Raw genomic sequence first — 23,819 nt, forward strand, 5'->3', positions numbered from 1 at the left:
GTTTGGAGTTCCAGCCATGACCGTCAACAACGCCGAACGTCGCAGTGTGCAAACGGAACCCGCTGCCGTCGACAGCAAAGACGTTGCAGACGTTGATGACTGGGATCCGGACAGCGAACTCAGTCCACTTTCCAAGGCTGTGATCGCCACCGCAGTCGGACTGGGGTTGCTGATCGCGGCATTCGCGGTGATCGGGAAGCTCGCCGGCTGGGCGAACGACTACGGGACGATCCTGGTTTACCTGGCATTCTTCTTGTGGATGTCGATCTCCGGACGGTTGTTCTGGTGGGGCGCAGACAAACTCATCGCGCTACTCCGAACGAAGAAGAGTGACAATCGTGGTGCGCACCGGTGAAGTCCGGTAGACGACTTCGCCGGACTCTCGCGGGAGTGCTTGCCGCCGGGGCGCTGTTGACCGGAGCGGCCGGAGTGATCGGTGCGGGAATCGCACTCTCCGCCGCTCCGGCGAACGCGACGCCGGAAGAAGACTGCGCGGCGGTGCGGGCACGTGATCATCAGATCTACCTGAATCTCATTGCGTCGCTGCCACCTGGTGCGCCCATCCCGCCAGAGATCATCAACCCGTGCCTGAGTGCGCCGTCCACGACGTCGACAGCTGCGCCGACGACCACTGTCGGGCTCCCCGGTGCGCAGGCTCCAGGCGGTGGCCCAAATGTCGGGGCCAATGCTCCGACGAACTTTCCCACCTACAACGGCACCCCCATCGTCCCTGTGCCGACGATCGAGGTTCCGCCCATTACTTCCGAGTCCCCGGCCTCGGAAACTGGTGTCGGTGCATTCCCCAATGCATCGGCATCAGCGGTTCCCTCACCCACACCCACCCCGGGTGAGGGAACCACCACCGATCGCGGTCCAGGACCGATCCCCGCGGATTCGGATTCGGATTCGAATATCGCACCGGCCCAAACGGTTCCGGATCCGGCAGCAGATGTTTCCACAACCGGGGAGGACTCGGGCCGTGACAGGTATCTCGAACTGGTCCTCGTCGGGGCCGCGGCGTTCACCGCTGCGGGTATCGGAGTGCGCGGGCGGCCGGGACCTTTCAGCCCCCGCACGCCCGAATCAGTACTCTCCCAGGCGGTCGGGACTGTCGCGTCGCCGTTGACTGCGTACGCACCTGGCGGGCAGTCCTCGTTGCGGGTGTTCGATCCGATCACCGGCGGAAGCCGGTTCTTCTTCCTGATCCACGACGAAACGTCGTCGCACGAATCCGTGATTCCGGTGACGGTGCCGCCCGGCGGTCACATGAGTGTCAACCCCGATGGCACGGTCACCGTCTTCGACGCCGACGGGAATCCGGTCTCGACAATCGATGCCCCGTGGGCGTACGACGCCAACGGCACTCCTGTTCCGACGCATTACGAGATCCGGGACGGGCAACTCGTTCAGGTCGTCGACACCGCCGGTATCGAGAACCTGCTCTACCCGATCCTCGCCGACCCGGAGCTGACACCGGAAGAACGTGCTGCGCTCGAAGCGCAGGCGAACTTCATCGGCCCGATGACCCCGGAGGGCGAACAAGCACGCAGGGACGCACAAAACGTCCTCGCCGCCAACCCCCCGGAGCCGGCAGATTCAGGCCTCGAGCAGCTCATGCTCGGTGACCCTAACTCCGAGGCCTCCGAACCGCCGATCACCGAAACAGGAACCGGAAACCCTGTCGGCGACGCGATACTCGCCGATCAAACCCAGGAGCCGATCACTTCGAACATCGGCGGGCAGGACTACACCACCGAACCCGCTGTCAGCGACGTCTCGTTCACGGACGAAAACGGAACCAACTGGTCCGGCACACCTTCGAAGGTGCCGAACGTGTGGAGCTGGACGTACACCGACGCGCAGGGAGAAGAGCACGACCTGCAGGTCACCTACGACGAGCAGGGACGCCCCTACCAGGTTTTCGACCATTCCAACTCGGAACTGTCCTTGTACGATTGGAGCACCGGCGAACCAGTTCGGATAGGCGACGCGCAGCATCTGGACCCCGGTGTCGCTTTCGATCAGCCCTACACCGACGAGATCATGAGCTTCGTCGTCCCACCGCTGCGCGGGGCCCGTCTGGCCGTCGGCGCGATCCGGGCTGAAGACCTGATCGTCTCGAACCGGACAACACCCACCCGGCCCCCGGTTACTTCACCATCGACCCCTGCTCAAAACATTCCCCGGCCGGGCACACTGCCACCGCGCGGCATACCCGTCATCGACGGCACAGTTCCACCTGCCGAACATGACCACCCCACGATCCCTTCCGTGAATGAACCTGCACGCCCGGATCCCACGATTCCGGAACCCTCGCAACCCACTTCGCCCGGCGATCCCGACCGCGGCCAGTGGGAACCATCCACGCCGGGGGAGATCGGTGATCCAGGGCCGAACCTGACACCAGGAATTTCTACCCCGAATGTTCCCTCGCCAGGTCAGGTCGAGGAACCGAGTGCGCCGACTCTGCCCGATGTCGGGCAGGTGCCGGTGAATCCGGACGCTCCCGGCGCTCCGCAGCAACCCGGACTACCGGAATTCGACCCCTTCGCCACCGATCCGAGCACCATTCCCAGCCCTGGCGTCATCGAGGATCCGACGCAGCGACCCGCGGTCACGATGCCTCCCACACAGCCTGACAGCCCGGAGGGACCAGGGGTTGAACAGGATCCGTTGTGGTGGATGCCGTTCGCACGAGAAAAACCACCGCAACTCGCACCCGGCGAAACACCGCCGGACATCGTGGAGGTCGAAGGAGTCGGCCCGTTGGATCTGCGTACGTTGCAGTCCCGGATCATCGGTGATCGGGATGGCACCGATGTCGGGGTATGGGGTGATGCAGGCGAAGGTCTCCGGTACGACGCCGCTCGGAGGTTGAGGCCTTCTCGGGTATTTCAGGAACTCGTCACGCTGGTGGACGGGCAGTTCGCGTTCATCTTGCCATTCGATGCCGGGAAGAACGGTGAGCTCAAGTTCGACGGTTGGTTCCCGGACATGAACGTCATCGTCGATGCGAAACACATCTACGACTTCATCTTCGACCGGAACGGTGAACCTTACGTAACGGACTTCCGGGGCCGTGTTTGGCAAAAAGATTGGCCCAAGACCGCTCAGGCGCAGCTCGATGCCCTCGCACAAGCCGGGATGGACGCTGAGCTCGTGTGGGTGATGCTCAACGAACAATATGCTGAACTCGCCTTGAGAGGCTTCGACGACGAGAACGTCGTCGGTGTCACGGTGGAAACTATTGCGCAATGGTTGGAAAGGACGGGGCGATGAGCTTTTTCGGGCGGCGGCCGACAGTGGGCGGGTATTGGGGCACGCGGGTGCAGTCGAGTCAGGAGGTGGCGCAGACGATGCGGGCCTTCCTCGACGATCTGGAAGCGATCGACCCGGGGTTGGCGTTGCCGTGGGTCTCGACTGCCGAGTTCGACAAAGTGCCAGCAGATCTCAGCGTGGACGGGTTGGTGCGAATCTTCGAGCATTCCCGCTCGAAGGAGATGGGGTATTCGGACACCCCGGGACCGGGCTACGACGTCGACTTGTCACCCGAAGACGGGACCGCGCGGCGGATCATCGCCAGGGTCGGCGGGCTGGAAACCAGTGCCCCCAACAGTGTCCGGGTGTCGTTGCCGACGGAGAAGGATGTTCCCCCCGAATTGCGACGGTTGCTCGAACCGGATGTCGGGGACGCGATCATGAAAGTGATCGTCAAGCATTGGGAACCGGATCGGGCTCGGTGGAGCATCGGCGACTACCTCGATCTGCAACCGCGAGTTAGAGGTCAGATCCAGGTGGGATGGGAAACGTACTTCCATTCCGGAGTTACGTTCGATCGCAGCGCGCTGCCCCAATCTGCGGCGGTAGAGGAGCTGCCCACTGGCACGTTGATTCGGTTGGGGGACAAGCCAATGGAGGTCGATGCCGCCGACATCGTGGCGGTGCGGGCGGCGTTGGGTTACCCGGTGTAGCGCCAGAGACTGTTCCGATTGGTCGATCGTCTTCGAGCAGGAGTGACGTTGTCTGCTTCATCTTTACGTCGCGATCCGGCGTCCGGGTTGACCGTGAAAGTCATGGCGCGGAAGGGGCCGCCGGAAGCCGAATCGGTCACCGCAGTGCTGGCAGCGCGGTCACTGCAGTTCCTTCGAAAGCTTGACCCAGTCTTTGACGTCGACATGTATCGCTCCGTGAGGAATGACCTTCCCGACGGCGTTACGGTCGAGCAGGCTCTGGCATTGAATGGTGGGCGGATCCTCACGCCTCAGGCAGAAGGCCTCCTCGAGGCCGCAATGATCGAGAGCAGAAAGTCTCCTGATGCCGCAGGCGGGATTTACCCACTCTCATTCGGGCATCAACTCAGGTTGTTCACCGACAACGGAAACATCGAAATTCTCATCGGATTCGGGAGTACGGCAGGAGCAGGTTCCTTACTTTGCACCTTCATCTGGCCGTACCCAGGGGGCTTCGCCGATGAATCTCTGATCTCACTGTCATTGAAACTCGTCCAGGGTATGGCCGATATCTGGGACGCTCCCACGGCCGTGCTCTACCGGGATGCGGAGCTCACACCTCAGTACAACGTGCCCGGCGACGCAACGGTGGGCAGTTGCACCTACTTCGGCCCTGAGATGCCGATCAACGAAACGCAGATCCCACCCACTGTCGAAGCTTTTCCGTACAAGAGAAGGAGCGATCGTCATCCAGCGTGATCCACGCGCCCCGTTGGTTGCCGACGATATCCGAAGCATCCGTGCAGCAGTCGGCCTGCTGACCGAACGACCGGAGGTTCGCCTACCGAAAGGCTCGCGCCGGCTGTGACACCAGAAGTTACGGCCAAGCTCACGTCCGCAGGTGATGGTGTTCTTAAGAACAAGCTGCTCAGATAATGGAGGATGCGTTCGACGAGGTCATCGGGATGGAGAACATCAACATCATCGTATTTGGAGGGGAGTGAAAGTGCCTACGTCATCACTGCGCCGCAATCCTACGGTGGGCTTGACAGTGAAGGTCATTCCACGAAAGGGTGCGCCTGAAAGCGAGGCCGTCACGGCCGCGCTCGTTGCACGTTCGCTACGATTGCTTCGCGACATCGATCCTGTCTTCGACATCGACTTGTACCAAACAGTAGGCGATGCCCTCCCCGACGGTGCCGGACTCGAGCAAGCCTTGGCGTCGAATATCCGTCAGATCCTTGTACCTCCGACGGAAAAATCGATCGAAGCCGCATTGATCGAGCGCAGACGATCCCCTGATGCCACCGGCGGTATGTATCCCCTCTCATTGGGACGACATATGACCCTGTATTCACCCGCTGGAGACGTCAAAGTCGTTGTTAGTTTCGGGGGCACCTCAGGGTCCGGCGCATTCGCATGTGCCTTTGCCGACGAATCACTGATTTCGCTGGCATTGAAGCTCGTTCAGGGGCTAGCCGATATCTGGGACTCGCGTGTCACCGTGCTCTACCGCCGAACCGAATCATCGCCTCAGTTCAACGTACCGGGTGACGCGATCGTGGGCAGTTGCACCTACTTCGGTCCTGAGTTGCCGATCGAGGAAACGCAGCTCCCGCCCAGCGTGGAGGCATTTCCCTACCAGGACGGCACAATCGTCATCCAGAAGAATCTGTCCACGCCGTTAACAGTCGAGGACATCCGAAGCATCCGCGCAGCAGCAGGACTGCCGACCGAACGACCGGAGATTCCTCTACCCAAAGGTTTCAGACGGCTGTGAGCCCTACGTTGGGCGCACTCGGGGCTGCCTGCAGGTAGGGATGGCGCGGACCGACCAGCCTGCCCGCAATTACCGCGCCGCGGTCCCGATCCGGCTACGCACCAGCTGATCGACGCTCCGGGTGGAGTGCCACCGCGCGGCATACCCGCCATCGACGGCACAGTTCCACCTGCCGAGCATGATCAACCCTCTGTTCCGTCCGTGAATGAACCTGCACGCCCGGATCCCGCGATTCCGGAACCCTCGCAACCCACTTTCCCGGCGATCCCGATCGTGGCGAGTGGGAATCACTCTCGCCCGGTGGGATTGGCGATCCGGGGTCGAACCCGAGACCCGAGAACTCCACCCTGGAGGCTCCCTCGCCAGGTCGCACCGAGGAACCAAGTGTGCCGACTCTGCCTGATGTCGGTCAGGTGCCGGTGAATCCGGATGCCCCCGGCGCTCCGCAGCAACCCGGACCACAACTGTTCAATGACAATGATTTGCCGAGAACGACTATGACGATCGCAGAGTGGCTGGAAAGGAAAGGTCGATGAATTCGGATCGTGGCGCGACAGTGATCGGGTATTGGGGCCCTCGGACGCAACCGGTAGAAGGCATTGCAGCGGAGGTGTTCTCGTTTCTTCATAGTCTGAGGAACATTGATCGAGCACTTGGAGAAGCTTGGGTGTTTTCGCCCGAGACTGCCTTCGAGTCGACCGATCTAAGCGTGGAAGTCCTAGCGAAAATCTTCCGGGCAGCGAAGGATATCGAAGGGCAATCCGTTGCTGCCTTCGACCTTGGCTACATCGTGAGTTTGTTGCACCCGGACAGATATCAGTTCTTGAGAATCCAATTCTCTCTCGGCCGGAATGTTCCGAGGGTTCCGAATCTCGTCAACGTCACCCTCCCCCCGGAGAAACAAGCAATCGGGGAGGCGTCGCAGTTGCTGACTGCACGCGTCGGGGACGCGATCATGAAAGCGATCATCGAGCATTGGTCGCCGGAGTCTGCGCGGTGGGGGACGCGGGAGTACCGCAATGCGCAGGGAAATGAGGTCAGCGAAATCGAAGTCGGGTGGGAGACATACATCCAGTCCGGGATCGATCTCGATCACAGCAAACTGCCCGTCGTCGCCGTACTGGAGGAACTCCCCAACGGAACGCTGATTCGGTTGGGCGAGAAACCGTTAGACGTCAACTTCGACGACATCCTGGCGGTGCGGGAAGCACTGGGTTACCCGGTCTAAGACGCCGCGTGACCGCCGACCCTTGCTCATGTCGCGACACGTAGTCGGACGGAGACTATTACGCAGTGGTTGGAAAGGACGGGGCGATGAGCTTTTTCGGGCGATGGCCGACGGTAGCCGGATATTGGGGCACGCGGGTGCAGTCGAGTCAGGAGGTGGCGCAGACGATGCGCGCTTTCCTCGACGACCTGGAAACGATCGACCCGGAGTTGGCGTTGCCGTGGGTGTACACCAAAAAAACTGGACAAAGGCCCCGCGGATCTCAGTGTGGACGGGTTGGTGAAAATCTTCGAGCATTCCCGCTCGAAGGAGGTGGGATACTCGGACACCCCCGGACCGGGGTACAGCATCGGTTTGTCGCCCGAGGACGGGACCGCGCGGCGGATCATCTCCAGGGTCGGCGGCTTAGAAACCAGCGCCCCCAACAGTGTCCGGGTGTCGTTGCCGACGGAGACGCAGCTCACCGACAGCACCCGGCAGCTGCTCGGCCCTGACATCGGAGACGCGATCATGAAAGTTATCGTCAAGCATTGGAAACCGGATCGAGCTCGGTGGAGCATCGGCGACTACATAGATCTTCAGAATCGGTCGAAAGGTGAGGTCGAGGTGGGATGGGAAACATACTTCCATTCCGGAGTTAGGTTCGATCGCAGCGCGCTGCCCCAATCTGCGGTGGTAGAGGAGTTGTCCACTGGCACATTGATTCGGTTGGGGGACAAGCCAATGGAGGTCGCTGCCGCCGACATCGTGGCGGTGCGGGCGGCGTTGGATTACCCGGTGTAGGCCACGCAATGGGTCCGGAGTTCACCATTGCATCAGACGTCGAGAAATGCGTTAACCGGATGGCCTGCTTCGCCTTTCGATAGTATTGCCAGATGGCACCCCGAACCGACTTGCTCGCGTGGCTCCTCGACTCGGATCCAGCGATTCGGTGGCAGGTGGAGCGCGATCTGTTGAACGAAGCGCCCACTGTGTGGGCGGCGACGCGCGCGTCGATCGCTACCAAAGGATTTGGTGCACGCCTGCTTTCATTGCAGGACCGAGACGGCCAATGGGCGGGTGGGGCGTTCTTCCCGGCAGAATTCGACTTCGCGGGACCCGAAGCAGCAGAACAAAGTTCGCAACCCTGGACGGCAACAACCTGGACGCTCAACTCCTTGCGTGAGTGGGGCCTCGACGCCGGTGTTCTGCGGGAGCGTCGAACCGCAGAACTGCTCGCGGAAAACTGTCGCTGGGAGTACGAGGGCCGGCCGTACTGGGACGGTGAGGTCGATTGCTGCATCAACGCCTGGACGGTGGCAAACGGTGTGTGGCTCGATGTTTGCGTTGATGAACTCGCTAATTGGTTTGTGCGGCATCAACTTCCGGATGGTGGGTGGAACTGCGAGTGGACCGAAGGTTCGACGCGATCGTCGTTTCATTCGACGCTCAATTCACTCAAAGGGCTTCTCGCGTACGAGATCGCGACCGGGGGAACGGATGAGACGCGCGCGGCTCGGCGATCCGGTGAGGAGTACTTGTTGCAGCGCGGTCTGTTCCGGCGACTCTCGACCTGCGAACCGGTGGGGCCCTGGGTCGGCCGGTTTGCGTACCCGTTCCGGTGGCGTTACAACGTGCTCAACGCAGCCGACTACTTCCGCGAAGCGTCGTTGTCGTATGGAAATGAGCCTGATCCGCGAATGGCGGACGCGATCGAGATGATCCGGGTCGCTCGAGCCTCGGATGGGACGTGGCTCCAGGCCGGTCGCCAACCGGGGCGGGTGTGGTTCGAGGTCGACACAAAGGCGGGAGAGCCGTCGAAGTGGCTGACTGTGTCCGGCATCCGAGTGCTCGCCTGGTGGGATCAATCCTCCCTTCTAGGTTCTGCATAACAAAAGAGTTACAGCGAGAGTTTTTTCACCTTCAAAGGTTATCGAAAGGTGATCTTCGACTTTCCGGTCGAAATATCCAGTACGGATGAAGAACATATTAACGACAGGATTGCCCTCAGTGCAGTGAAGGTTAGTCATCTGAACAGGTGAGAAGATGTTCGGTGAAATTACCTACCCGATTGGATAGGCGGGTCACCGACGTTGGTAATCAAACAGGGCGCTCGCGGCTGTCTTGGTTAGGGAGCTAAGTCCCGAGCTGGAAACGGCATTTCTGCTTCGAAAGTGTCGCTCACCTGCGGCTACGTTCCCCATTTTGCAAGACTTAAACCACTTTCGGTGAGAATTGGTCCCGCAATTGTAGGTTGTGGAGCGTCCGCAATGTTTAGGCAAAGTCCCATCTTTTCCCAGAACAATGCTCTACTAAACGTGAAAACCGGATGTTCCCCCGATTTTGCTGAGAAGGTGCAACTATGGGGCGTAGCGTAACTGTCGCAGTGAATTGGAACATCGCGAATTGCTGCTCTAACCAATGACTTTGTTCAGGTCCGAATAATGCTCGGAGGTCGTCGATGTCGATGGAAATGGTGTTAGCCGAAGCAGTGATAGACAGTGGGGACACGGCGTGGGTGCTGATCTCCGCTGGCCTGGTTCTCTTCATGGTTCCCGGACTCGCCTTCTTCTACGCCGGTCTGGTGCGTGGTAGCAGTGCGCTCGTCATGTTGCAGCAGAACCTCGTCCCACTCGGACTCGTCTCGATTACCTGGGTCGTGTTCGGATACAGCTTCGCGTTCAGTGGAGACTGGGGTTCCGGCTTCCTCGGTGACCTCAAATTGTTCGGCTTGCAGGACATACACACTGCCGCCGCCCCGGGCTTCCACCTGATCGAAGGTGCAGTCGCGGTACCGACTCTGGCGTTCGTGGTCTATCAGATGATGTTCGCGATCATCACGCCCGCGCTGATCACCGGTGCGACCGCAAACCGGCTCAAGCCCTTGGGCTGGGCCGTTCTGCTCGTGCTGTGGTCGATCATCGTCTACCCCCCGATTGCGCACTGGCTCTTCAATCCCGAAGGCTGGTTGGCGCTCCGCGGAGCTCAGGACTGGGCCGGCGGAATTGTCGTCCACGCATCCGCCGGCGCCGCCGCCCTGGCAATCTTGCTGGTGGTCGGCAAACGTCCGGGATGGCCCAACGCCGAGGCAGTCCCGCACTCGGTGCCTCTGGCGTTGATCGGCGCAGGCATCCTGTGGTTCGGCTGGTTCGGATTCAACGCAGGCGACGGATTGGCCGCCGATGGTGTTGCGGCACAAGCCTTGATGAACACTCACATCGCCGCAGCGGGCGGCATGGTCGTCTGGCTCGTCATCGAAAGGTATACCGAGGGCAAGGCCACGGCGATCGGTGGAATCACCGGCGCGGTAGCCGGTCTCGCGACCGTCACCCCCTGCGCCGGCTTCGTCAGCACCTTCTCCGCGTTGGCGATCGGCGCGCTTGCCGGACTGGTCTGCCACTTCGCGCTCGCGCTCAAGTCGATCTTCAAGTTCGACGACGCGCTCGACGTCATCGCGGTCCACTTCATCGGCGGCATCCTCGGTTCACTCCTTCTCGGTTTGTTCGGCGAAAAGGCGATCAATTCGATCGGCCGCGACGGACTCTTCTTCGGCGGCGGCGCAGGACTACTCGGCGAGCAGGCGTTGGCGTTGATCGTCGTCATCGCTTTCTCGTTCGTGGTGACCTGGCTGATCGCCACGGGCATCGAGAAGACCATCGGTCTCAAGCTGGCTCCGAAAGACCAGGTGGACATCGACCGTCGTCAGCAAGGCATGGACGCGTACCGCTACAACGCCGCATTCGTCGACGCCGGTGGTGCGCCGCAGACCAGCGGGTTCGACTCGGGGGTCCTGGTCGAGGGGGCAAAACTTGTTCCGAACCTCGGCGCCCCGAAGCACGAACTCATCACGGCGGTATTGCAGACCATCGAGTCCGAGAAGCTTCGGGAGGCGCTGCTGGCTGCCGGAGCGGAATCGATAGTCGTATCGGAAGCGCATGTCTCCGCGAGCGACTCGGCCTCTCTCAAGTTTCGCGGGCAACGCAACGACGTCGTGTTCACGGAGCGGTTGCGTGTCGAGGTGCTGGTCGCCTCGGAACATGCCCAGGCGGTTCTGGACGCGATCAACGAGTACTCGGGCGGCAGGAGGAGCGGTTTCGTCCAGCAGGCGGCCGAACCTCTCACCGAAGCGACGGAACAGGGGAGCTGACATGTATTCGACGACAGGGAGTTACCGCATGATCGACAAGGAGCGTTCGGAATGCATCTGACACCGCGAGAACTCGACAAGCTGACAATTCTCATGTTGGCGGATGTCGCACTGAGGCGAAAGGCAAAGGGGCTCAAACTCAATCATCCGGAGTCCGTCGCAGTCATCACTGCAGCCGCTCTGGAGGGAGCTCGGGAGGGCAAGACACTCGAGGAGGTCATGACCGACGCATCGCACGCCTTGACGGTCGACGACGTGATGGAAGGTGTCGCGGAGATGATTCCGCGTGTGCAGGTCGAGGCGGTGTTCCTCGACGGTAGCCGGCTCGTCACCGTGCACTCTCCGATCCAGTAGCCCGACCGAGATGTCAGGAGCACTCCAAGATGGCAAGCAAATCGACGAAGAAGGATTCCGGCGGCGAGAAGAAAGTGCCGGTCGGCGGATATGTGTTGCGGGACGAGCCGATCGAACTGAACGAGGGTCGTCCGCGTTTGAAGCTGCGGGTCCGAAATACCGGTGACCGTCCCATCCAGGTGGGTTCGCACTATCACTTCATGGAAGTCAATCGCGCGTTGTCGTTCGATCGTGAACAGTCCTTCGGCTGGCGCCTCGATATTCCCGCGGGCACTGCGGTCAGATTCGAGCCGGGCGACGAGAAGGAAGTGACGTTGGTGCCGTTCGGCGGCAAGCAACGGGTTCAAGGCTTCAACGGACTTGTCGACGGTTGGGCGCCGACCCACGCTGCCTACCGGCCGAGGCTCCCCGGAGCCGTCCAGCGTGCCGAAGAACTCGGCTTCCTGTCCGAACCTCAAACCGACTGATTCTCGTTCACGGCGGACGAAGGAGAGCAACACCCATGACAAGCATTTCGAGACAAGAGTATTCGGGCCTTTTCGGGGTCACCACGGGTGACCAGATCAGGCTCGGCAACACCGACCTGTACATCGAGGTCGAGGAAGATCTTCGAACCATCGGCGACGAGTCGATCTACGGCGGCGGCAAGACGCTGCGCGACGGCATGGGCCAGGATCCGGAGTCGTGCAGCATCGACGGTGCGCTCGACCTCGTGATCACCAACGTGGTCATCGTCGATGCGACCATCGGGGTCGTCAAAGCGGACGTGGGAATCAAGGACGGCAAGATCGTCGGCTGGGGCAAGGCGGGAAACTCCAGCACGATGGAAGGCGTCACTCCGGGGCTGACCACCGGTCCGGCGACCGACGCGATCTCCGGTGAGCAGATGATTCTCACTGCCGCCGGCATCGATCCGCACGTGCACCTCGTGTCACCACAACAGGCGTACCACGCACTCAGTGGGGGAGTGACGACGCTGATCGGTGGTGGTATCGGCCCGACCGACGGAACCAACGGCACCACCATCACTTCCGGTATCTGGAACATGGAGATGATGCTCAAGGCCAACGAGGGTTTGCCGGTCAACGTATGCATGCTGGGCAAGGGCAACTCGTCCGGGCATCAGTCGTTGGTCGAACAGATCAAGGCCGGTGCGGCCGGACTGAAGGTCCACGAGGACTGGGGCGCAACCCCGGCCACAATTCGTGAGTCTCTGCGGGTGGCAGACGAAATGGACGTTCAGGTCGCCATTCACACGGACACACTCAACGAGGCCGGATACGTCGAGGACACCATCGCGGCCTTCGAAGGCCGTACCATTCACACCTATCACAGCGAGGGCGCGGGCGGCGGTCACGCACCCGACATTCTGCGGGTGACGGGAGAGGACAACGTACTTCCGGCGTCGACCAACCCGACGCTGCCGTACGGCATCAACACTCAGGCCGAGCTCTTCGACATGATCATGGTCTGTCACAACCTCAATCCCAAAGTGCCCTCCGATGTTTCGTTTGCCGAGTCCCGCGTTCGCGCCGAGACGATCGGTGCGGAGAACGTACTGCAGGACATGGGCGTCATCTCGATGTTCTCGAGTGACTCGCAGGCGATGGGCCGCGTCGGAGAAAACTGGCTACGCGCGATCCAAACAGCGGACTGCATGAAGCGGTCCCGCGGGAAGCTGCCCGAGGATTCGCCGACGCACGACAACTTCCGCGTGTTGCGTTACGTCGCGAAGGTCACGATCAATCCCGCGTTGACGTTCGGTCTTTCGCACGTGGTCGGGTCGATCGGTGTCGGGAAGATGGCGGATCTTGTTCTCTGGGAGCCCGCATTCTTCGGTGCGAAGCCGAAGACGATCATCAAGAACGGTCTGATCAGCTGGCACGCCATGGGAGATCCGAATGCGTCGCTCCCGACACCACAACCGGTGATCTACCGGCCGATGTTCGGTGGATTCGGCAAGGCGTTGCCGCAGAGTTCGGTCTCGTTCGTCTCGCGAGCGGCACTCGACGACGGCATCAAGGACCGGCTCGGTCTCGAACGTCAGGTTGTTGCTGTCGAGGGGACCAGAACAGTCACCAAGCGTGATCTGGTTCGCAACTCGGCCACTCCGGAAATCAAGGTGGACCCGGAGACCTTCGCGGTGACTGCGGACGGCGTCCACGCATACGTCGAACCTGCCGAATCCATTCGCTTGAACCAACTTTACTTCTTCAGTTAGGGGTCTCCTGTGTCGGGAACAATCACACACACGCACGGCGCCGATGCGACGCCACACACGCACGGCGAGATGACCGCGCCGAGCGGAAAGCCGACGCGAGTCGACGCGCTGCTCGGGAAGGAGACCGACGAGGAGTGGGCCGGTCGACTCGACAATGCGGTAGTCGACGTCTTGTCGCTCGATCAGTGGGAAGCGCAGAAGAGTCGGTTACGACGCACCACGATCGGTGGCCGTGAATTGGCCGTCTCGCTCGATCGGGGTATTCAGTTGCAGGACGGCGACATTCTGCTGTGGGACGAGCCGGCGAACACCGTCGTCGTGGCGAGGATCAACCTCAAGGACGTGTTGGAGATCGACCTGAGCGCACTGGTCGACGTGACGCCCGAGAAGATGATTCAGACGTGCTTGGAGTTGGGACATGCCGTGGGTAACCAGCACTGGCCTGCGGTGGTGAAGGGAATGAAGGTCTACGTTCCGTTGACGGTCGACAAGGCGGTCATGGGCTCGGTGATGCGGACACATGCTTTCGAGGGCATCGAGTACACCTTCATCCCGGGCGCCGAGGTCATTCCCTACATCGCTCCACACGAGGCACGCCGTTTGTTCGGTGCGGCCGCGCGTGAGGGCGAGGGGCATACCCATGACCCTCTCGTCTGAGGGATCCGGGCTCAGCATCAACCGCGCGATGCGGATGATGCAGTTTTCCGATTCCATGTTCCCGGTCGGTTCCTTCTCGTTCTCCAACGGTTTGGAATCGGCCGTGGCGCAGGGAATTGTCACGGGTGGTCCGTCGCTGCGGGAGTTTGTGCTCTCGGCCGCCCATCAGGGTGCGACGTGCGACGGTATCGCCGTACTCGCAGCGCACCGGGGCGCGACCGCCGGTGACTTCTCGGCGATCCTCGCCGCTGATCATGCAGTGATCGAACGCAAGCTCAACGAAGAAGCACGCACGATGAGTACCCGAATGGGTAAGAAGTTGGCCGAACTCGGCGGGCGCTTGGCCGGTGAGACCCTGTTCAACAAGTGGTTGGCCGCGATCGCATCGGGGGAGACGCCGGGTACCTACCCCGTCGGCCTCGGAATTGCTTTCGCGGAGATGGGTTCTCCGGAGGAGGACGCTTTCACGGTCAATCAGTACGGTGTCGCGATGACGTTGCTCGGCGCTGCCCTTCGCATCGTCCGAGTAGATCACCTTGCGACACAGGAGATTCTGTTCGAGGTCAATCAGAGCGCCGGCCGTGAGTACGCCGCAGTGCGTGATTACGGACTCGACGACATGTCCAATTTCGCCCCGATGATCGACATTCTGGCTGCGGTGCACGTCAAGGCGCACGTCCGAATGTTCATGAACTAGAAGGAGAACGATGAAGAAGACAACGCGCATCGGAATCGGCGGACCCGTGGGTTCGGGTAAGACCGCACTCATCGAGGCGATCACGCCGGAGTTCATCAAGCGGGGCACCAGCGTTCTGATCATCACCAACGACGTGGTCACCACCGAAGATGCCAAGCATGTGCGCAAGGCTCTCAAAGGTGTTCTCGTGGAGGAACGCATCGTCGGCGTCGAGACGGGGGCCTGTCCGCACACCGCCGTTCGCGAAGACCCGAGTATGAACCTCGCGGCCGTCGAGGACATGGAGAAGACGTTCCCAGACACCGACGTGGTCTTCATCGAAAGTGGTGGCGACAACCTCACACTGACGTTCAGCCCGGCTCTCGTCGACTTCTTCATCTACGTCATCGATGTGGCCGCAGGCGACAAGATTCCGCGCAAGAACGGTCCGGGAATCTCGCAGTCCGACATCCTGGTCATCAACAAGACCGATCTCGCACCGTACGTCAACGCCGATCTCGGAGTCATGGATCGCGACTCCAAGGGAATGCGGGGAGACAAGCCGTTTGTCTTCACCAATTGCATGACCGGGGAAGGCATCAAGGAAGTGGTGGACCTCATCGTGCACGGAGTCCTCTTCGACGAAGAGGAAGTGGGAGCGAGCGCACCGTGAGCGCACCGCCCGTCCCGGGAGCATCGCGGGAGCTCCCGAGTCCGATCCCGACCATCCCGGAACTCGACCAGTACCAGGACCAGCCGAAGCAGGCTCCGGCCGGCAAGGTCGGGAAGACCGGCGTTCTCGAGATGCGATTTGTCGACCGCGGCGACAAGACGATTCTGCGGGACATGTACCGCAAGACACCGCTGCTGGTTCAGCAGGCGCTGTACTGGGACGAAGCGTTGCCGACCATGCCGTGCGTCTACATGATCTCGACGTCCGGCAGTGTGTTGCAAGGTGATCGACTGTTCCTGACCATCGAGATGGAGCCGGGTTCTCTCGCGCACGTGACCACTCAGTCGGCCACCAAGGTTCACCGGATGGATGCCAATCACGCGTCGCAACTCCAGAAAGTGGTGCTCGCGGAGAATTCGTATCTCGAACTGATGCCGGGGGTGACGATCCCACACCGCAACGCGAGGTACTACGCGCGCACCGACATCACGGTGGATCCGACTGCAACGCTGTTGTTCTCGGAGATCGTGATGTCGGGTCGCAAGTACCACGACGGCGGAGAGATGTTCGTCTACGACCTGTACTCCACAATGATCAAGGCGGAGCGTCCGGACGGGAAGAACCTCTTCACCGAGAAGTTGGTGATCGAACCGGCACGCTTCCCTGTGCGATACGGCGGAATCATGGGTGACCACGACGTGTTCGGCAATGTCATCTTGCTGACACCGAAGGAGCACGCCGACGCGATTCTCGAAGAGGTAGTTCCGGGCCGTGACGGCAAGGTCGTTTCCGGAGCGAGTCGGCTACCGAACGACGCCGGTCTCATCTTCAAAGTCCTCGGTCCGGAGAGCGAACCCGTCAAGGCGAAGGTTCGTGATTTCTGGGCTCTGGTGCGAAAGGCAGTTCTGGACACCACCATTCCGCCCGTCCCGCTCTGGGGATGACGCGGATCGTCGGATATGGATCGAGGGACGTGCGATGACCACCATCACCAAACCCTGGGACGACGTCGCGGACAAGAACGTCGTGCTCAGATTCATCGACACCAATCTCAAAGGCTCCGGGCAGGTGATGTTCCAGGGCAATGCGCTGACGGGCCTGCTGTTTCTGGTCGGTATCTTCTGGGGCGCGATAGCCGCGGACACGATCACCGTCGCGATCGGTGCCGTGGTGGGTCTGGTGGTATCCACCGTCACCGGCATGATGCTGCACTCCGACGACGATTCGATGCGTATCGGCCTGTACGGATACAACGGAATTCTTGTGGGAGCTGCCTTTCCGACGTTCCTTGCCGGTGGCGTGATGCTGTGGATCTACCTCGTGGTGGGAGCTGCCGCGTCGACCATCGCGTTCCTGGCTGTCGCCAATGTCTTCAAGACCTGGGGCGTACCGGCGCTGACCTTTCCGTTCAACCTCGTCAACTGGTTTTTCCTCCTCGCGGCGTTCCAGTTCCTGCGGATCGAAACGTCGGACCTCAGCGCCGGCCAGTTTCCCCAGCACATCGGGGACGCGTCGGTTCATGCCGACATCACTTTCAACTTCCTGTGGGACACGCTGTTTCGCAACGTCTCCCAGATCTTTCTGATCAACAACACTGTCACCGGCATTATCTTCGTGATCGCGCTGCTGGTCGCGTCGCGTTGGGCGGCGTTGTTCGCGCTCATCGGTTCCGCGATAGCGATGGGTTCGGTACTGGCGCTGGGCGCCAACACCGTCGACATCGGGAATGGTCTCTACGGGCTCAGTTCGGTGCTGACGGCAATTGCTCTCGGATCGGTGTTCTACAACCCGTCGTGGCGTGTGTTCGTCTACACCGTCTTCGGAGTGTTGGTCACTGTTGTCATCCACGGCACGCTGGTGTCTGCGTTCGCTCCGATCAGCCTGCCGGCCGGAACGGGCCCGTTCGTCTTCGCGACGTGGCTGTTCCTGCTGCCGAAGAAGAAGTTCGTTCCCATCCAGCACGACACCATCGAGGGCGGAGCGGCCGAAGGCAAGGATTCGATCGCAAAGGCGAACGGCTAGACGGGCCGAATTGGCGAGGCGCCCGTACGCTGGGGCACACCGATGAGTTGATCCGATCGCCCCGCCACTCTCGAAGGAACGCACCTAAATGACAGACTCCAGCGCCCCTCGCATCCATCTCGGCCCCGTCGAGGATCCGCACATTGCCGACGGAATTCGCGGAGTCGGTGGGGTTCTCGTTCCACTCGCCGAGGCAGAGGGCGTGGTCTGGGTACATGGTCCGGACACGTTCCCGTCGTCGCTACCTGACTCGGTTCGTTGGGTGCAGTTGCCCTTCGCCGGGATCGAGCCATGGTTCGATGCCGACGTGATCGACGACAAGCGGGTCTGGACGTCCGCTGCCGGGGCTTACGCGGGCAATGTGGCCGAACATACGATGATGCTCCTCCTCGCCGGAGTGCGTTCTCTCCCCGAACAATTGGTGGCGCAGTCGTGGCGAAAAGAAGAGTTCGATCCACGGGTGGGCACCTTGCAGGGCTCGACAGTGGCGATCATCGGTTGCGGCGGAATCGGCCGTGCGCTGATCCCGTACCTCGCCGCGTCCAAGGTCAGAGTCATCGCCGTCACCCGCTCGGGAACCCCCGTCGAAGGTGCCTCCGAAACGCTCTTGGCCGATCGAACCGGTGAAATCTGGTCCCAGGCGGATCACTTCGTGATCGCAGCACCGTCGACGTCCGCGACGCGGCATCTGGTCGGCAAGGCTGAATTGGACCAGATGTCGGAGTCGAGCTGGATCGTGAACATTGCACGCGGCAACCTGGTCGACACGGACGCGCTGGTCGATGCTCTCGAAGCTGGTTCGATCGGCGGGGCGGCACTGGACGTCACCGACCCCGAGCCGCTGCCGGACGGGCACCGGTTGTGGAAGCTGCCCAACGCGATCATCACTCCGCACGTCGCCAACCCGGCTACGACGCTCACGCGTGTGCTGGCAGATCACGTGGCCGCCAACGTCGCTCGATTCGCTGCGGGTGAGGACCTTGCTGCGGTAATCGATCCGTCGGCGGGCTACTGAACCGACAGAACACGCAAATCCTCGAGACCGTCCACGACGGGAACGCGCCACGAGGCGAGCTCTTCCGGTCCCTGCTCGTCCCACAGTTCGAACAGTTCCGAATCGGTCGAGGAGATGGTGCGCTCCACCATCTCGATCAGCCAGGTGAGCCGTTCGCTGGTCAGGGCCGCGGTGAAGGAATCGAGATCGAGGTCCTGGGCGGCGGGGTCGCGTTTGCGATCGGCGCGCACTATCAACACCAATTCGAGCAAGGCGACGGCGATTTGGCCGCCGTCCACCTCGAGGTAGTCGTCCTCGAATGCCCACTCCACCGATTCGAAGGTGAAGTCACCGTGTCCGATGGACGCGATCAAATCCCCTGCACCGTCGTTATCGAACGGTCCCGATCCCCACGCGCCCACTGTCTACTCTTTTCCGATTGCCGTGTCAGCGCGCTTCGAGCGCGATCTTCGCTCCGAATCCTAGAAGAACTGTTCCGGTTATGCGCTCGAGTGCCTGTCGCACTCGGGGCTTCTCGAAGGTGCTACGCGCTCGCGAGAGAAGGACCACGTAGCCACTGAGCCACACGATGGTGATGGCTGCGTGGATGAGCACCAGCAGCGCAAGCGATGGTCCCGTCGGCCACCCGACCGGAACCAACTGCGGCAGCAGTCCGGTGTAGAAGACGGCGATCTTGGGGTTGAGCAGGTTGGTGGTGAAGCCCGTCTGCCACGTTCCGGCCTTCTGCGACCGTGGAGCGTCGGCATTGTGTTGCATCCGCGACGTCCGGCTCTCCCACAGTGCTCGCACACCGAGATAGATCAGGTAAGCAGCACCGGCGAGCTTGACGACGGTGTACGCCTCCGCCGACGCGGCCAGGATCGCCGACAGTCCGAGGACGGTCAGCAGACCCCACACCAGAAGGCCCGAGACGATGCCGGCCGCTACCCGGAATCCGGCGGATCTGCCGGCGCCGAGAGCAGCCTGTGTCACGACGGCCATGTCGGGCCCCGGGACCAGGGTCAGTAGGGCGAGCACAGCTGTGGCGGCGAGGAGAGCGGTCAGCATGCACCAAGTATGAAGCCGGGGTGGGGAGCGTTCTCGGTCGGTGGTGTCGTCCCTGTGAACAAAGAGTGGCGCGGTGGAGTGAACTGCATGGACACGCCCGGAAACCGCTGTCGTGCCCGGCATGTTCGTCAAAGTTATGCACACTGTGGGGAAACGAAAAGATGCAGGTAGAAGGAATGACTTCGGTGTAATTCATTCTTTAGTCCACAGGTTATGCACAACTGGGAAGTGGATGTGAATGAAGTTATCCACACCTGTGTGTGCATCGGTGGAAAACTGTCCAACTCCATCGGATACCCGCGAGTAATAAATCCCAACCAGTGGGTTGACCTCGGGACGTTCGTCCTGTCCAATCGAGGGTTAGCGATAGTCGTGCGATGCTCAGGGGGCGCTTGACGGATGCGGAGATTTGGGTTTGTCGGGATTGTGTTGGTCGTGCTCGCGCTTGTTGTGGGCGGAGTGGCGTATGCCGAACCGGCGCCCGAAAATCCACCAGTAGATCTGACAGGTCAGACCGGGGCTCACATCAATCGCATCGAGCAATTGTCGCCCACTCGTAGCGCCGTGTTCGTCGATTCGCCGGCTATGCGGCGCGAGGTGCAAGTGCAGGTTCTGCATCCAGCGTCGAGTGCCGGTTCGCGTCCGTCCTTCTACCTACTCGACGGCGTCAGTGCCGGTTCGGAATCCGGATACTCCGAAAGCACCTGGACTCAAAAGACCGACATCGAAGCGTTTTTCGCCGACAAGAACGTCAACGTCGTTCTCCCTGTTGGCGGTACCGGCAGTTTCTATACCAACTGGAAGAACGACGATCCGAACCTCGGTGTGAACAAGTGGGAATCGTTTCTCGCTGAAGAGCTTCCGGCGTTGATCGATTCTGCGTTTTCCGGAAATGGGACGAATGTGGTCGGCGGGGTGTCCATGGGTGCGCTCGGCGCGGCCAACCTCATCACACATCACCCGAAGCTCTACACCGGATTAGCCTCGTACAGTGGCTGTCTCGACAACTCCGAGTCGTCTTCGCAGGATTCCGTGCGGCTCACCGTGGCCAGTAAGGCAGGCGACGCCACCAACATGTGGGGCCCGGCGTCGGACCCCGACTGGCAAAAGCACGACCCGTCCACCAACGCTGAAACGCTGCGAGGGAAGACGATCTACGTTTCCTCGGGCACGGGCGCACCCGGAGAATACGACAACATCTTCACCCCGGGCGGCCTGCAGACTGCCATCGAAGGCGGACCGCTCGAGGCGCTTGCAAACACGTGCACGCAACTGTTCGAGGCGAGGTTAGGGGAGTTGTCGATTCCCGCAGTGTTCGCGTATCGAAACGTCGGCACCCATTCATGGCCGTACTGGCAAGACGCGCTTCACGATTCCTGGCCGACAGTGAAGACCGCCCTGGGAATGTGAACTGGACTGTGAGCTGAGAACTACTCGGCCAGTGCCAGTTCGAGCAACTGGAGGGCGCCGTCACGGGTCTGCGCAGCCGCGATGAACCCAGCTTTGTGGCAGAAGACCGAACTGTCGACGCCCGTCTCGGCGGCAAGGTCGGAGCCGTTCAGGCCGCGCCACGGCTCCGGCAACAGCTTTCGTGAACCGAACTTGGAGTCAGCGGGCTTGACCGTCTGAATCGACCAGCCGCCGTTGGTGTTCGGGAAGATCGTGAACAGGAGCTCTGGCTGGGCCGACGCGGCGCGGCCGTGGGGAACGAAGCGTTCCAGCACGACGAAGCGCGGGTCCGTTGCTTTCTCGTAGGTCTCGGTGAACTCGCGCTCGGCCGCAGCGTCGCCGGCGTACTTGGCGCGCAGGCGAATCAAGACCTGAGTTGCGAGAACCACGGCCAGCTCGAACTGGGTGTCGAACTCTTCGTCGGTGGACGAGATCGGATTGAACAGGTCCAGCACCGACGACAGATCAAAAGGCTTGGTGCCGTAGTCGTTGAGGGTGTAGATCTCCTGGCCGTTGTCGACGGCGTCGATGCCCTCGACCAGACGACTGTCGATTCGGCGGAAAACGGAGGCGTCGCCTTCGCAGAACTGCAGGCCGTATTCCTGCCAGAGCAGACCGAAAGCGGAGTACAGGATGCCGTTGCTGCGCTCGCCGGCATCGCGCTGATGATGGTCGAAGCGACCCTCGGCCGGGTTGTAGCGACCGCCGACGTCGAGCACGATGTCCGCACTGTCGAGGACGGACTCGTCACGGCTGCGAACGACGGTGGCGTCGGGGTACAGCTGCTTGAGCAGCGATACGCCGAAGACGTCGTCTGCATGGAACTTGCCGTTATGGGTCGCGATGATCACCCGTCGAGACTAGGCAATCGAGCGGGGGGATGCCTATTCAGCCGACGGTGCGGATGCGATCGGTGGCAGGCGGCGAGACCGGGGACCCGGCTGCGAACAGGGCAGTCAAGGCGTCGAGGTCGTTGCCCGCGCCGGTCATCTGGGTGGAGTTCTTCAGTGCGGTGAAACCGTCCCCGCCCTCGGCGAGGAACTTGTTCACCACGACGCTGTAAACGCCGTCGGGGGCGATGTCCTGCCCGTTCAAGCGCATTTCCGAGATTCGCGAGCCCGGCGCTGCTCGCCGGTCCATGGCGTAGGTGAAGCCCGCGGACGGGGAGAGGATGCGCTCGGTAGCGGTGCCGTCGAGGTCGATCTGGAATTGCTGTTCGAGAGCGTCCTTCAACACCGCTCCTGTGACGGAGAGCACCTCGAGGCTGTTACCGAAGGGTTGAACACCGTAGGCCTGGCGGTAGGTGACCTGGCCGGAAGTGCCGAAGTCCAAGTCCTCGCGCATGCCGCCGGGGTTCGTCAACGCGAGTTGAGCGCCTCGTGTCGATCCGGCCGCGAGTTGAGCGTCGGCGACCAGGTTGCCGAGTGTCGATTCACCGCTGGGGACGCGGTCCCGTGTCAGATCGGCGGTGATGGTCCCCACCGGTCGCTGAGCGCTTTCCGACGCCTCCGCCCAGGCCCGGTCGGCGAGAGCCTGAATATCGGGATCCGGCGAAATATCGTGTGTCACTATCTGATTGAAAGCGGACGTCTGATCGCGAACGACCTCGCGTGTGTTGCGGTCGATGGTGACGTCTGCGACGGACACGATCCGGCCGTGCGAAGCGCCCTGCATGACGACTCTGGGATTGCCTGCGGGATCAGGGAATTCGCAGTTGTACTGCTGGTGGCTGTCGGCGGTGAAGATGACGTCCACCTTCGGTGAGGCACGAAGGGCGATGTCGCGGGCCGGGCCGGACTCGACGTTGCAGTCGTTGGGCCCACCTTCGACGGCCGGTTCGTCCCCACGGTGCAGGAGAACGGTGATGGCTTTGACGCCGAAGAAGTCGAGGACATCGGCGGTGCGGTTGATCGCTTCGACCTCGTCGCCGAACTGCAGATCGGCGATCCCGCCCGGTGTCACGATCTGCGACGTGTTGGCGGGGGAAATCGCGATGACTCCGAGCGGAATGCCGTCGACCATGTTCACGGTGAAGGGCAGCGTGGCCGGAGTGCCGTTGGTGTACGTCATGTTCGCGGCCATCAGTGGGAAGTTGGCGCCGCCGAAGGACGGACTGAACGTGCACGCGTCGACGGCGGAGCAACCGCCGGACTGCATACGACGGAACTCGGCGAGCCCTTTGTCCAGTTCGTGGTTGCCTATCGCGGAAGCGTCGATCTTCATCCGATTCAGCAGTTCGACCGTCGGTTCGTCGTTGAACATCGCCGATTCCAATGCCGACGATCCCCAGTTGTCGCCGACCGAATACAGCAGCGAGTTGGTGGCCTGGCTGCGAAGTTGCGTCACGTAAGCAGCGAGGTACGCCGCGCCACCTGCGGGGGTGAGCGAGCCGTCGGCCTGCCTGATCTCGCTGCGAACACCTTCCGGCGGGCGGAGGCTGCCGTGCAGATCGTTGAAGGCCAACAGACGTACCGACACCGTGTCCTGGGACTCGGCGGTGGCGACGGCACTCAGGGAGGTCGCGGAGGTGGCGAGAAGGGTTGTTGCGAGCACGGCACACGTTCGTGTCATGCGTCGCGTCATGCGTCGTGCTCCCTCACTCGGACCGGCCTCGAACCTCC

The 23,819-nt window shown here is 61.5% G+C and carries 23 protein-coding genes; 19 read left to right on the forward strand and 4 right to left on the reverse strand.

The window, feature by feature from the left end; translation table 11 throughout:
- Positions 1-16: 16 nt before the first annotated feature.
- The 18 genes from QMA15_RS04235 to QMA15_RS04320 all read left to right on the forward strand — a co-directional run bounded on the left by QMA15_RS04235 (position 17) and on the right by QMA15_RS04320 (position 18,702).
- Positions 17-355 carry a hypothetical protein gene (locus tag QMA15_RS04235; protein ID WP_019746453.1) on the forward strand — a complete coding sequence of 113 codons (339 nt, stop codon included), beginning with the start codon at positions 17-19 and terminating at the stop codon, positions 353-355.
- Positions 352-3,279, forward strand: a complete 2,928-nt coding sequence (locus tag QMA15_RS04240) for a hypothetical protein (protein ID WP_070796541.1) — start codon at positions 352-354, stop codon at positions 3,277-3,279. Before QMA15_RS04235 ends, QMA15_RS04240 begins: the two co-directional genes overlap by 4 nt.
- Positions 3,255-3,971 (forward strand): Imm52 family immunity protein, encoded by a 717-nt coding sequence (locus tag QMA15_RS04245; protein ID WP_223257874.1) that lies wholly within the window; start codon positions 3,255-3,257, stop codon positions 3,969-3,971. The genes QMA15_RS04240 and QMA15_RS04245 overlap by 25 nt, the downstream gene beginning before the upstream one ends.
- A 42-nt stretch (positions 3,972-4,013) precedes the next feature.
- A complete protein-coding gene (locus tag QMA15_RS04250; protein WP_223257881.1) occupies positions 4,014-4,709 on the forward strand; it encodes a hypothetical protein in 696 nt (231 codons plus the stop codon).
- Between the two features lie 247 nt (positions 4,710-4,956).
- The gene (locus tag QMA15_RS04255) at positions 4,957-5,730 is read left to right on the forward strand and encodes a hypothetical protein (protein WP_279162946.1); all 774 of its coding nucleotides are present in this window, start codon (positions 4,957-4,959) and stop codon (positions 5,728-5,730) included.
- A 532-nt stretch (positions 5,731-6,262) separates the two neighbouring features.
- Positions 6,263-6,958, forward strand: coding sequence for an Imm52 family immunity protein (locus QMA15_RS04260; RefSeq protein ID WP_326839284.1), 696 nt, complete (start codon positions 6,263-6,265; stop codon positions 6,956-6,958).
- A 279-nt stretch (positions 6,959-7,237) separates the two neighbouring features.
- Entirely contained in the window at positions 7,238-7,741 is a 504-nt protein-coding gene (locus QMA15_RS04265) for a hypothetical protein (protein WP_223257877.1), read from the forward strand.
- Between the two features lie 92 nt (positions 7,742-7,833).
- Positions 7,834-8,829, forward strand: a complete 996-nt coding sequence (locus QMA15_RS04270) for a squalene cyclase (RefSeq protein WP_047888768.1) — start codon at positions 7,834-7,836, stop codon at positions 8,827-8,829.
- 569 nt (positions 8,830-9,398) lie between these two features.
- Positions 9,399-11,084: an ammonium transporter gene (locus QMA15_RS04275; RefSeq protein ID WP_007731720.1), complete on the forward strand. Its 1,686-nt coding sequence runs from the start codon at positions 9,399-9,401 to the stop codon at positions 11,082-11,084.
- Positions 11,085-11,135: 51 nt separating this feature from the next.
- Positions 11,136-11,438, forward strand: coding sequence for an urease subunit gamma (locus tag QMA15_RS04280; RefSeq protein ID WP_279162947.1), 303 nt, complete (start codon positions 11,136-11,138; stop codon positions 11,436-11,438).
- Between the two features lie 29 nt (positions 11,439-11,467).
- The gene (locus QMA15_RS04285) at positions 11,468-11,905 is read left to right on the forward strand and encodes an urease subunit beta (RefSeq protein WP_003943812.1); all 438 of its coding nucleotides are present in this window, start codon (positions 11,468-11,470) and stop codon (positions 11,903-11,905) included.
- Between the two features lie 35 nt (positions 11,906-11,940).
- On the forward strand, positions 11,941-13,659 hold the full coding sequence (locus tag QMA15_RS04290) for an urease subunit alpha (RefSeq protein ID WP_003943847.1): 1,719 nt from the start codon (positions 11,941-11,943) through the stop codon (positions 13,657-13,659).
- Positions 13,660-13,668: 9 nt separating this feature from the next.
- Positions 13,669-14,316, forward strand: coding sequence for an urease accessory protein UreE (gene ureE / locus QMA15_RS04295; protein ID WP_007731715.1), 648 nt, complete (start codon positions 13,669-13,671; stop codon positions 14,314-14,316).
- Positions 14,300-15,013 carry an urease accessory protein UreF gene (locus QMA15_RS04300; RefSeq protein ID WP_029254252.1) on the forward strand — a complete coding sequence of 238 codons (714 nt, stop codon included), beginning with the start codon at positions 14,300-14,302 and terminating at the stop codon, positions 15,011-15,013. The genes ureE and QMA15_RS04300 overlap by 17 nt, the downstream gene beginning before the upstream one ends.
- A 10-nt stretch (positions 15,014-15,023) precedes the next feature.
- Positions 15,024-15,665: an urease accessory protein UreG gene (gene ureG / locus QMA15_RS04305; protein WP_007731713.1), complete on the forward strand. Its 642-nt coding sequence runs from the start codon at positions 15,024-15,026 to the stop codon at positions 15,663-15,665.
- Positions 15,662-16,609: an urease accessory protein UreD gene (locus QMA15_RS04310; RefSeq protein ID WP_205907278.1), complete on the forward strand. Its 948-nt coding sequence runs from the start codon at positions 15,662-15,664 to the stop codon at positions 16,607-16,609. The genes ureG and QMA15_RS04310 overlap by 4 nt, the downstream gene beginning before the upstream one ends.
- A gap of 34 nt (positions 16,610-16,643) precedes the next feature.
- Complete coding sequence (yut, locus tag QMA15_RS04315; protein ID WP_020905834.1) at positions 16,644-17,687, forward strand: urea transporter; 1,044 nt, start codon at positions 16,644-16,646, stop codon at positions 17,685-17,687.
- An 88-nt stretch (positions 17,688-17,775) separates the two neighbouring features.
- A complete protein-coding gene (locus tag QMA15_RS04320; protein WP_290283713.1) occupies positions 17,776-18,702 on the forward strand; it encodes a D-isomer specific 2-hydroxyacid dehydrogenase family protein in 927 nt (308 codons plus the stop codon).
- Here the strand turns inward: QMA15_RS04320 and QMA15_RS04325 are convergent.
- Both QMA15_RS04325 and QMA15_RS04330 read right to left on the reverse strand, forming a co-directional pair.
- Positions 18,696-19,103: a DUF4259 domain-containing protein gene (locus tag QMA15_RS04325; protein ID WP_205907279.1), complete on the reverse strand. Its 408-nt coding sequence runs from the start codon at positions 19,101-19,103 to the stop codon at positions 18,696-18,698. The genes QMA15_RS04320 and QMA15_RS04325 overlap by 7 nt on opposite strands.
- A 25-nt stretch (positions 19,104-19,128) precedes the next feature.
- Positions 19,129-19,749, reverse strand: coding sequence for a LysE family translocator (locus tag QMA15_RS04330; protein ID WP_019746468.1), 621 nt, complete (start codon positions 19,747-19,749; stop codon positions 19,129-19,131).
- Between the two features lie 426 nt (positions 19,750-20,175).
- Between QMA15_RS04330 and QMA15_RS04335 the strand changes: the two genes are divergently transcribed.
- A complete protein-coding gene (locus QMA15_RS04335) occupies positions 20,176-21,159 on the forward strand; it encodes an alpha/beta hydrolase family protein (RefSeq protein ID WP_279162982.1) in 984 nt (327 codons plus the stop codon).
- A 20-nt stretch (positions 21,160-21,179) separates the two neighbouring features.
- Here QMA15_RS04335 and QMA15_RS04340 read toward each other — a convergent pair whose 3' ends face one another.
- Complete coding sequence (locus QMA15_RS04340) at positions 21,180-22,049, reverse strand: MYG1 family protein (protein ID WP_019746470.1); 870 nt, start codon at positions 22,047-22,049, stop codon at positions 21,180-21,182.
- 37 nt (positions 22,050-22,086) lie between these two features.
- The gene (locus tag QMA15_RS04345; RefSeq protein WP_211918616.1) at positions 22,087-23,781 is read right to left on the reverse strand and encodes a bifunctional UDP-sugar hydrolase/5'-nucleotidase; all 1,695 of its coding nucleotides are present in this window, start codon (positions 23,779-23,781) and stop codon (positions 22,087-22,089) included.
- Positions 23,782-23,819 lie beyond the last annotated feature (38 nt).

Origin of the sequence: Rhodococcus sp. APC 3903 (assembly GCF_030407755.1) — a bacterium.
GTDB classification, from domain to species: Bacteria; Actinomycetota; Actinomycetes; order Mycobacteriales; family Mycobacteriaceae; genus Rhodococcus_F; species Rhodococcus_F erythropolis.

Coding starts and splice junctions, on each gene's coding strand:
- QMA15_RS04260 (WP_326839284.1), top strand. CDS start 6,263: ATGAATTCGGATCGTGGCGCGACAGTGATCGGGTATTGGGGCCCTCGG.
- QMA15_RS04275 (WP_007731720.1), top strand. CDS start 9,399: ATGTCGATGGAAATGGTGTTAGCCGAAGCAGTGATAGACAGTGGGGAC.
- QMA15_RS04270 (WP_047888768.1), top strand. CDS start 7,834: ATGGCACCCCGAACCGACTTGCTCGCGTGGCTCCTCGACTCGGATCCA.
- QMA15_RS04320 (WP_290283713.1), top strand. CDS start 17,776: ATGACAGACTCCAGCGCCCCTCGCATCCATCTCGGCCCCGTCGAGGAT.
- QMA15_RS04245 (WP_223257874.1), top strand. CDS start 3,255: ATGGTTGGAAAGGACGGGGCGATGAGCTTTTTCGGGCGGCGGCCGACA.
- QMA15_RS04290 (WP_003943847.1), top strand. CDS start 11,941: ATGACAAGCATTTCGAGACAAGAGTATTCGGGCCTTTTCGGGGTCACC.
- QMA15_RS04280 (WP_279162947.1), top strand. CDS start 11,136: ATGCATCTGACACCGCGAGAACTCGACAAGCTGACAATTCTCATGTTG.
- QMA15_RS04345 (WP_211918616.1), bottom strand. CDS start 23,781: ATGACGCGACGCATGACACGAACGTGTGCCGTGCTCGCAACAACCCTT.
- QMA15_RS04330 (WP_019746468.1), bottom strand. CDS start 19,749: ATGCTGACCGCTCTCCTCGCCGCCACAGCTGTGCTCGCCCTACTGACC.
- ureG (WP_007731713.1), top strand. CDS start 15,024: ATGAAGAAGACAACGCGCATCGGAATCGGCGGACCCGTGGGTTCGGGT.
- QMA15_RS04300 (WP_029254252.1), top strand. CDS start 14,300: ATGACCCTCTCGTCTGAGGGATCCGGGCTCAGCATCAACCGCGCGATG.
- QMA15_RS04235 (WP_019746453.1), top strand. CDS start 17: ATGACCGTCAACAACGCCGAACGTCGCAGTGTGCAAACGGAACCCGCT.
- yut (WP_020905834.1), top strand. CDS start 16,644: ATGACCACCATCACCAAACCCTGGGACGACGTCGCGGACAAGAACGTC.
- QMA15_RS04285 (WP_003943812.1), top strand. CDS start 11,468: ATGGCAAGCAAATCGACGAAGAAGGATTCCGGCGGCGAGAAGAAAGTG.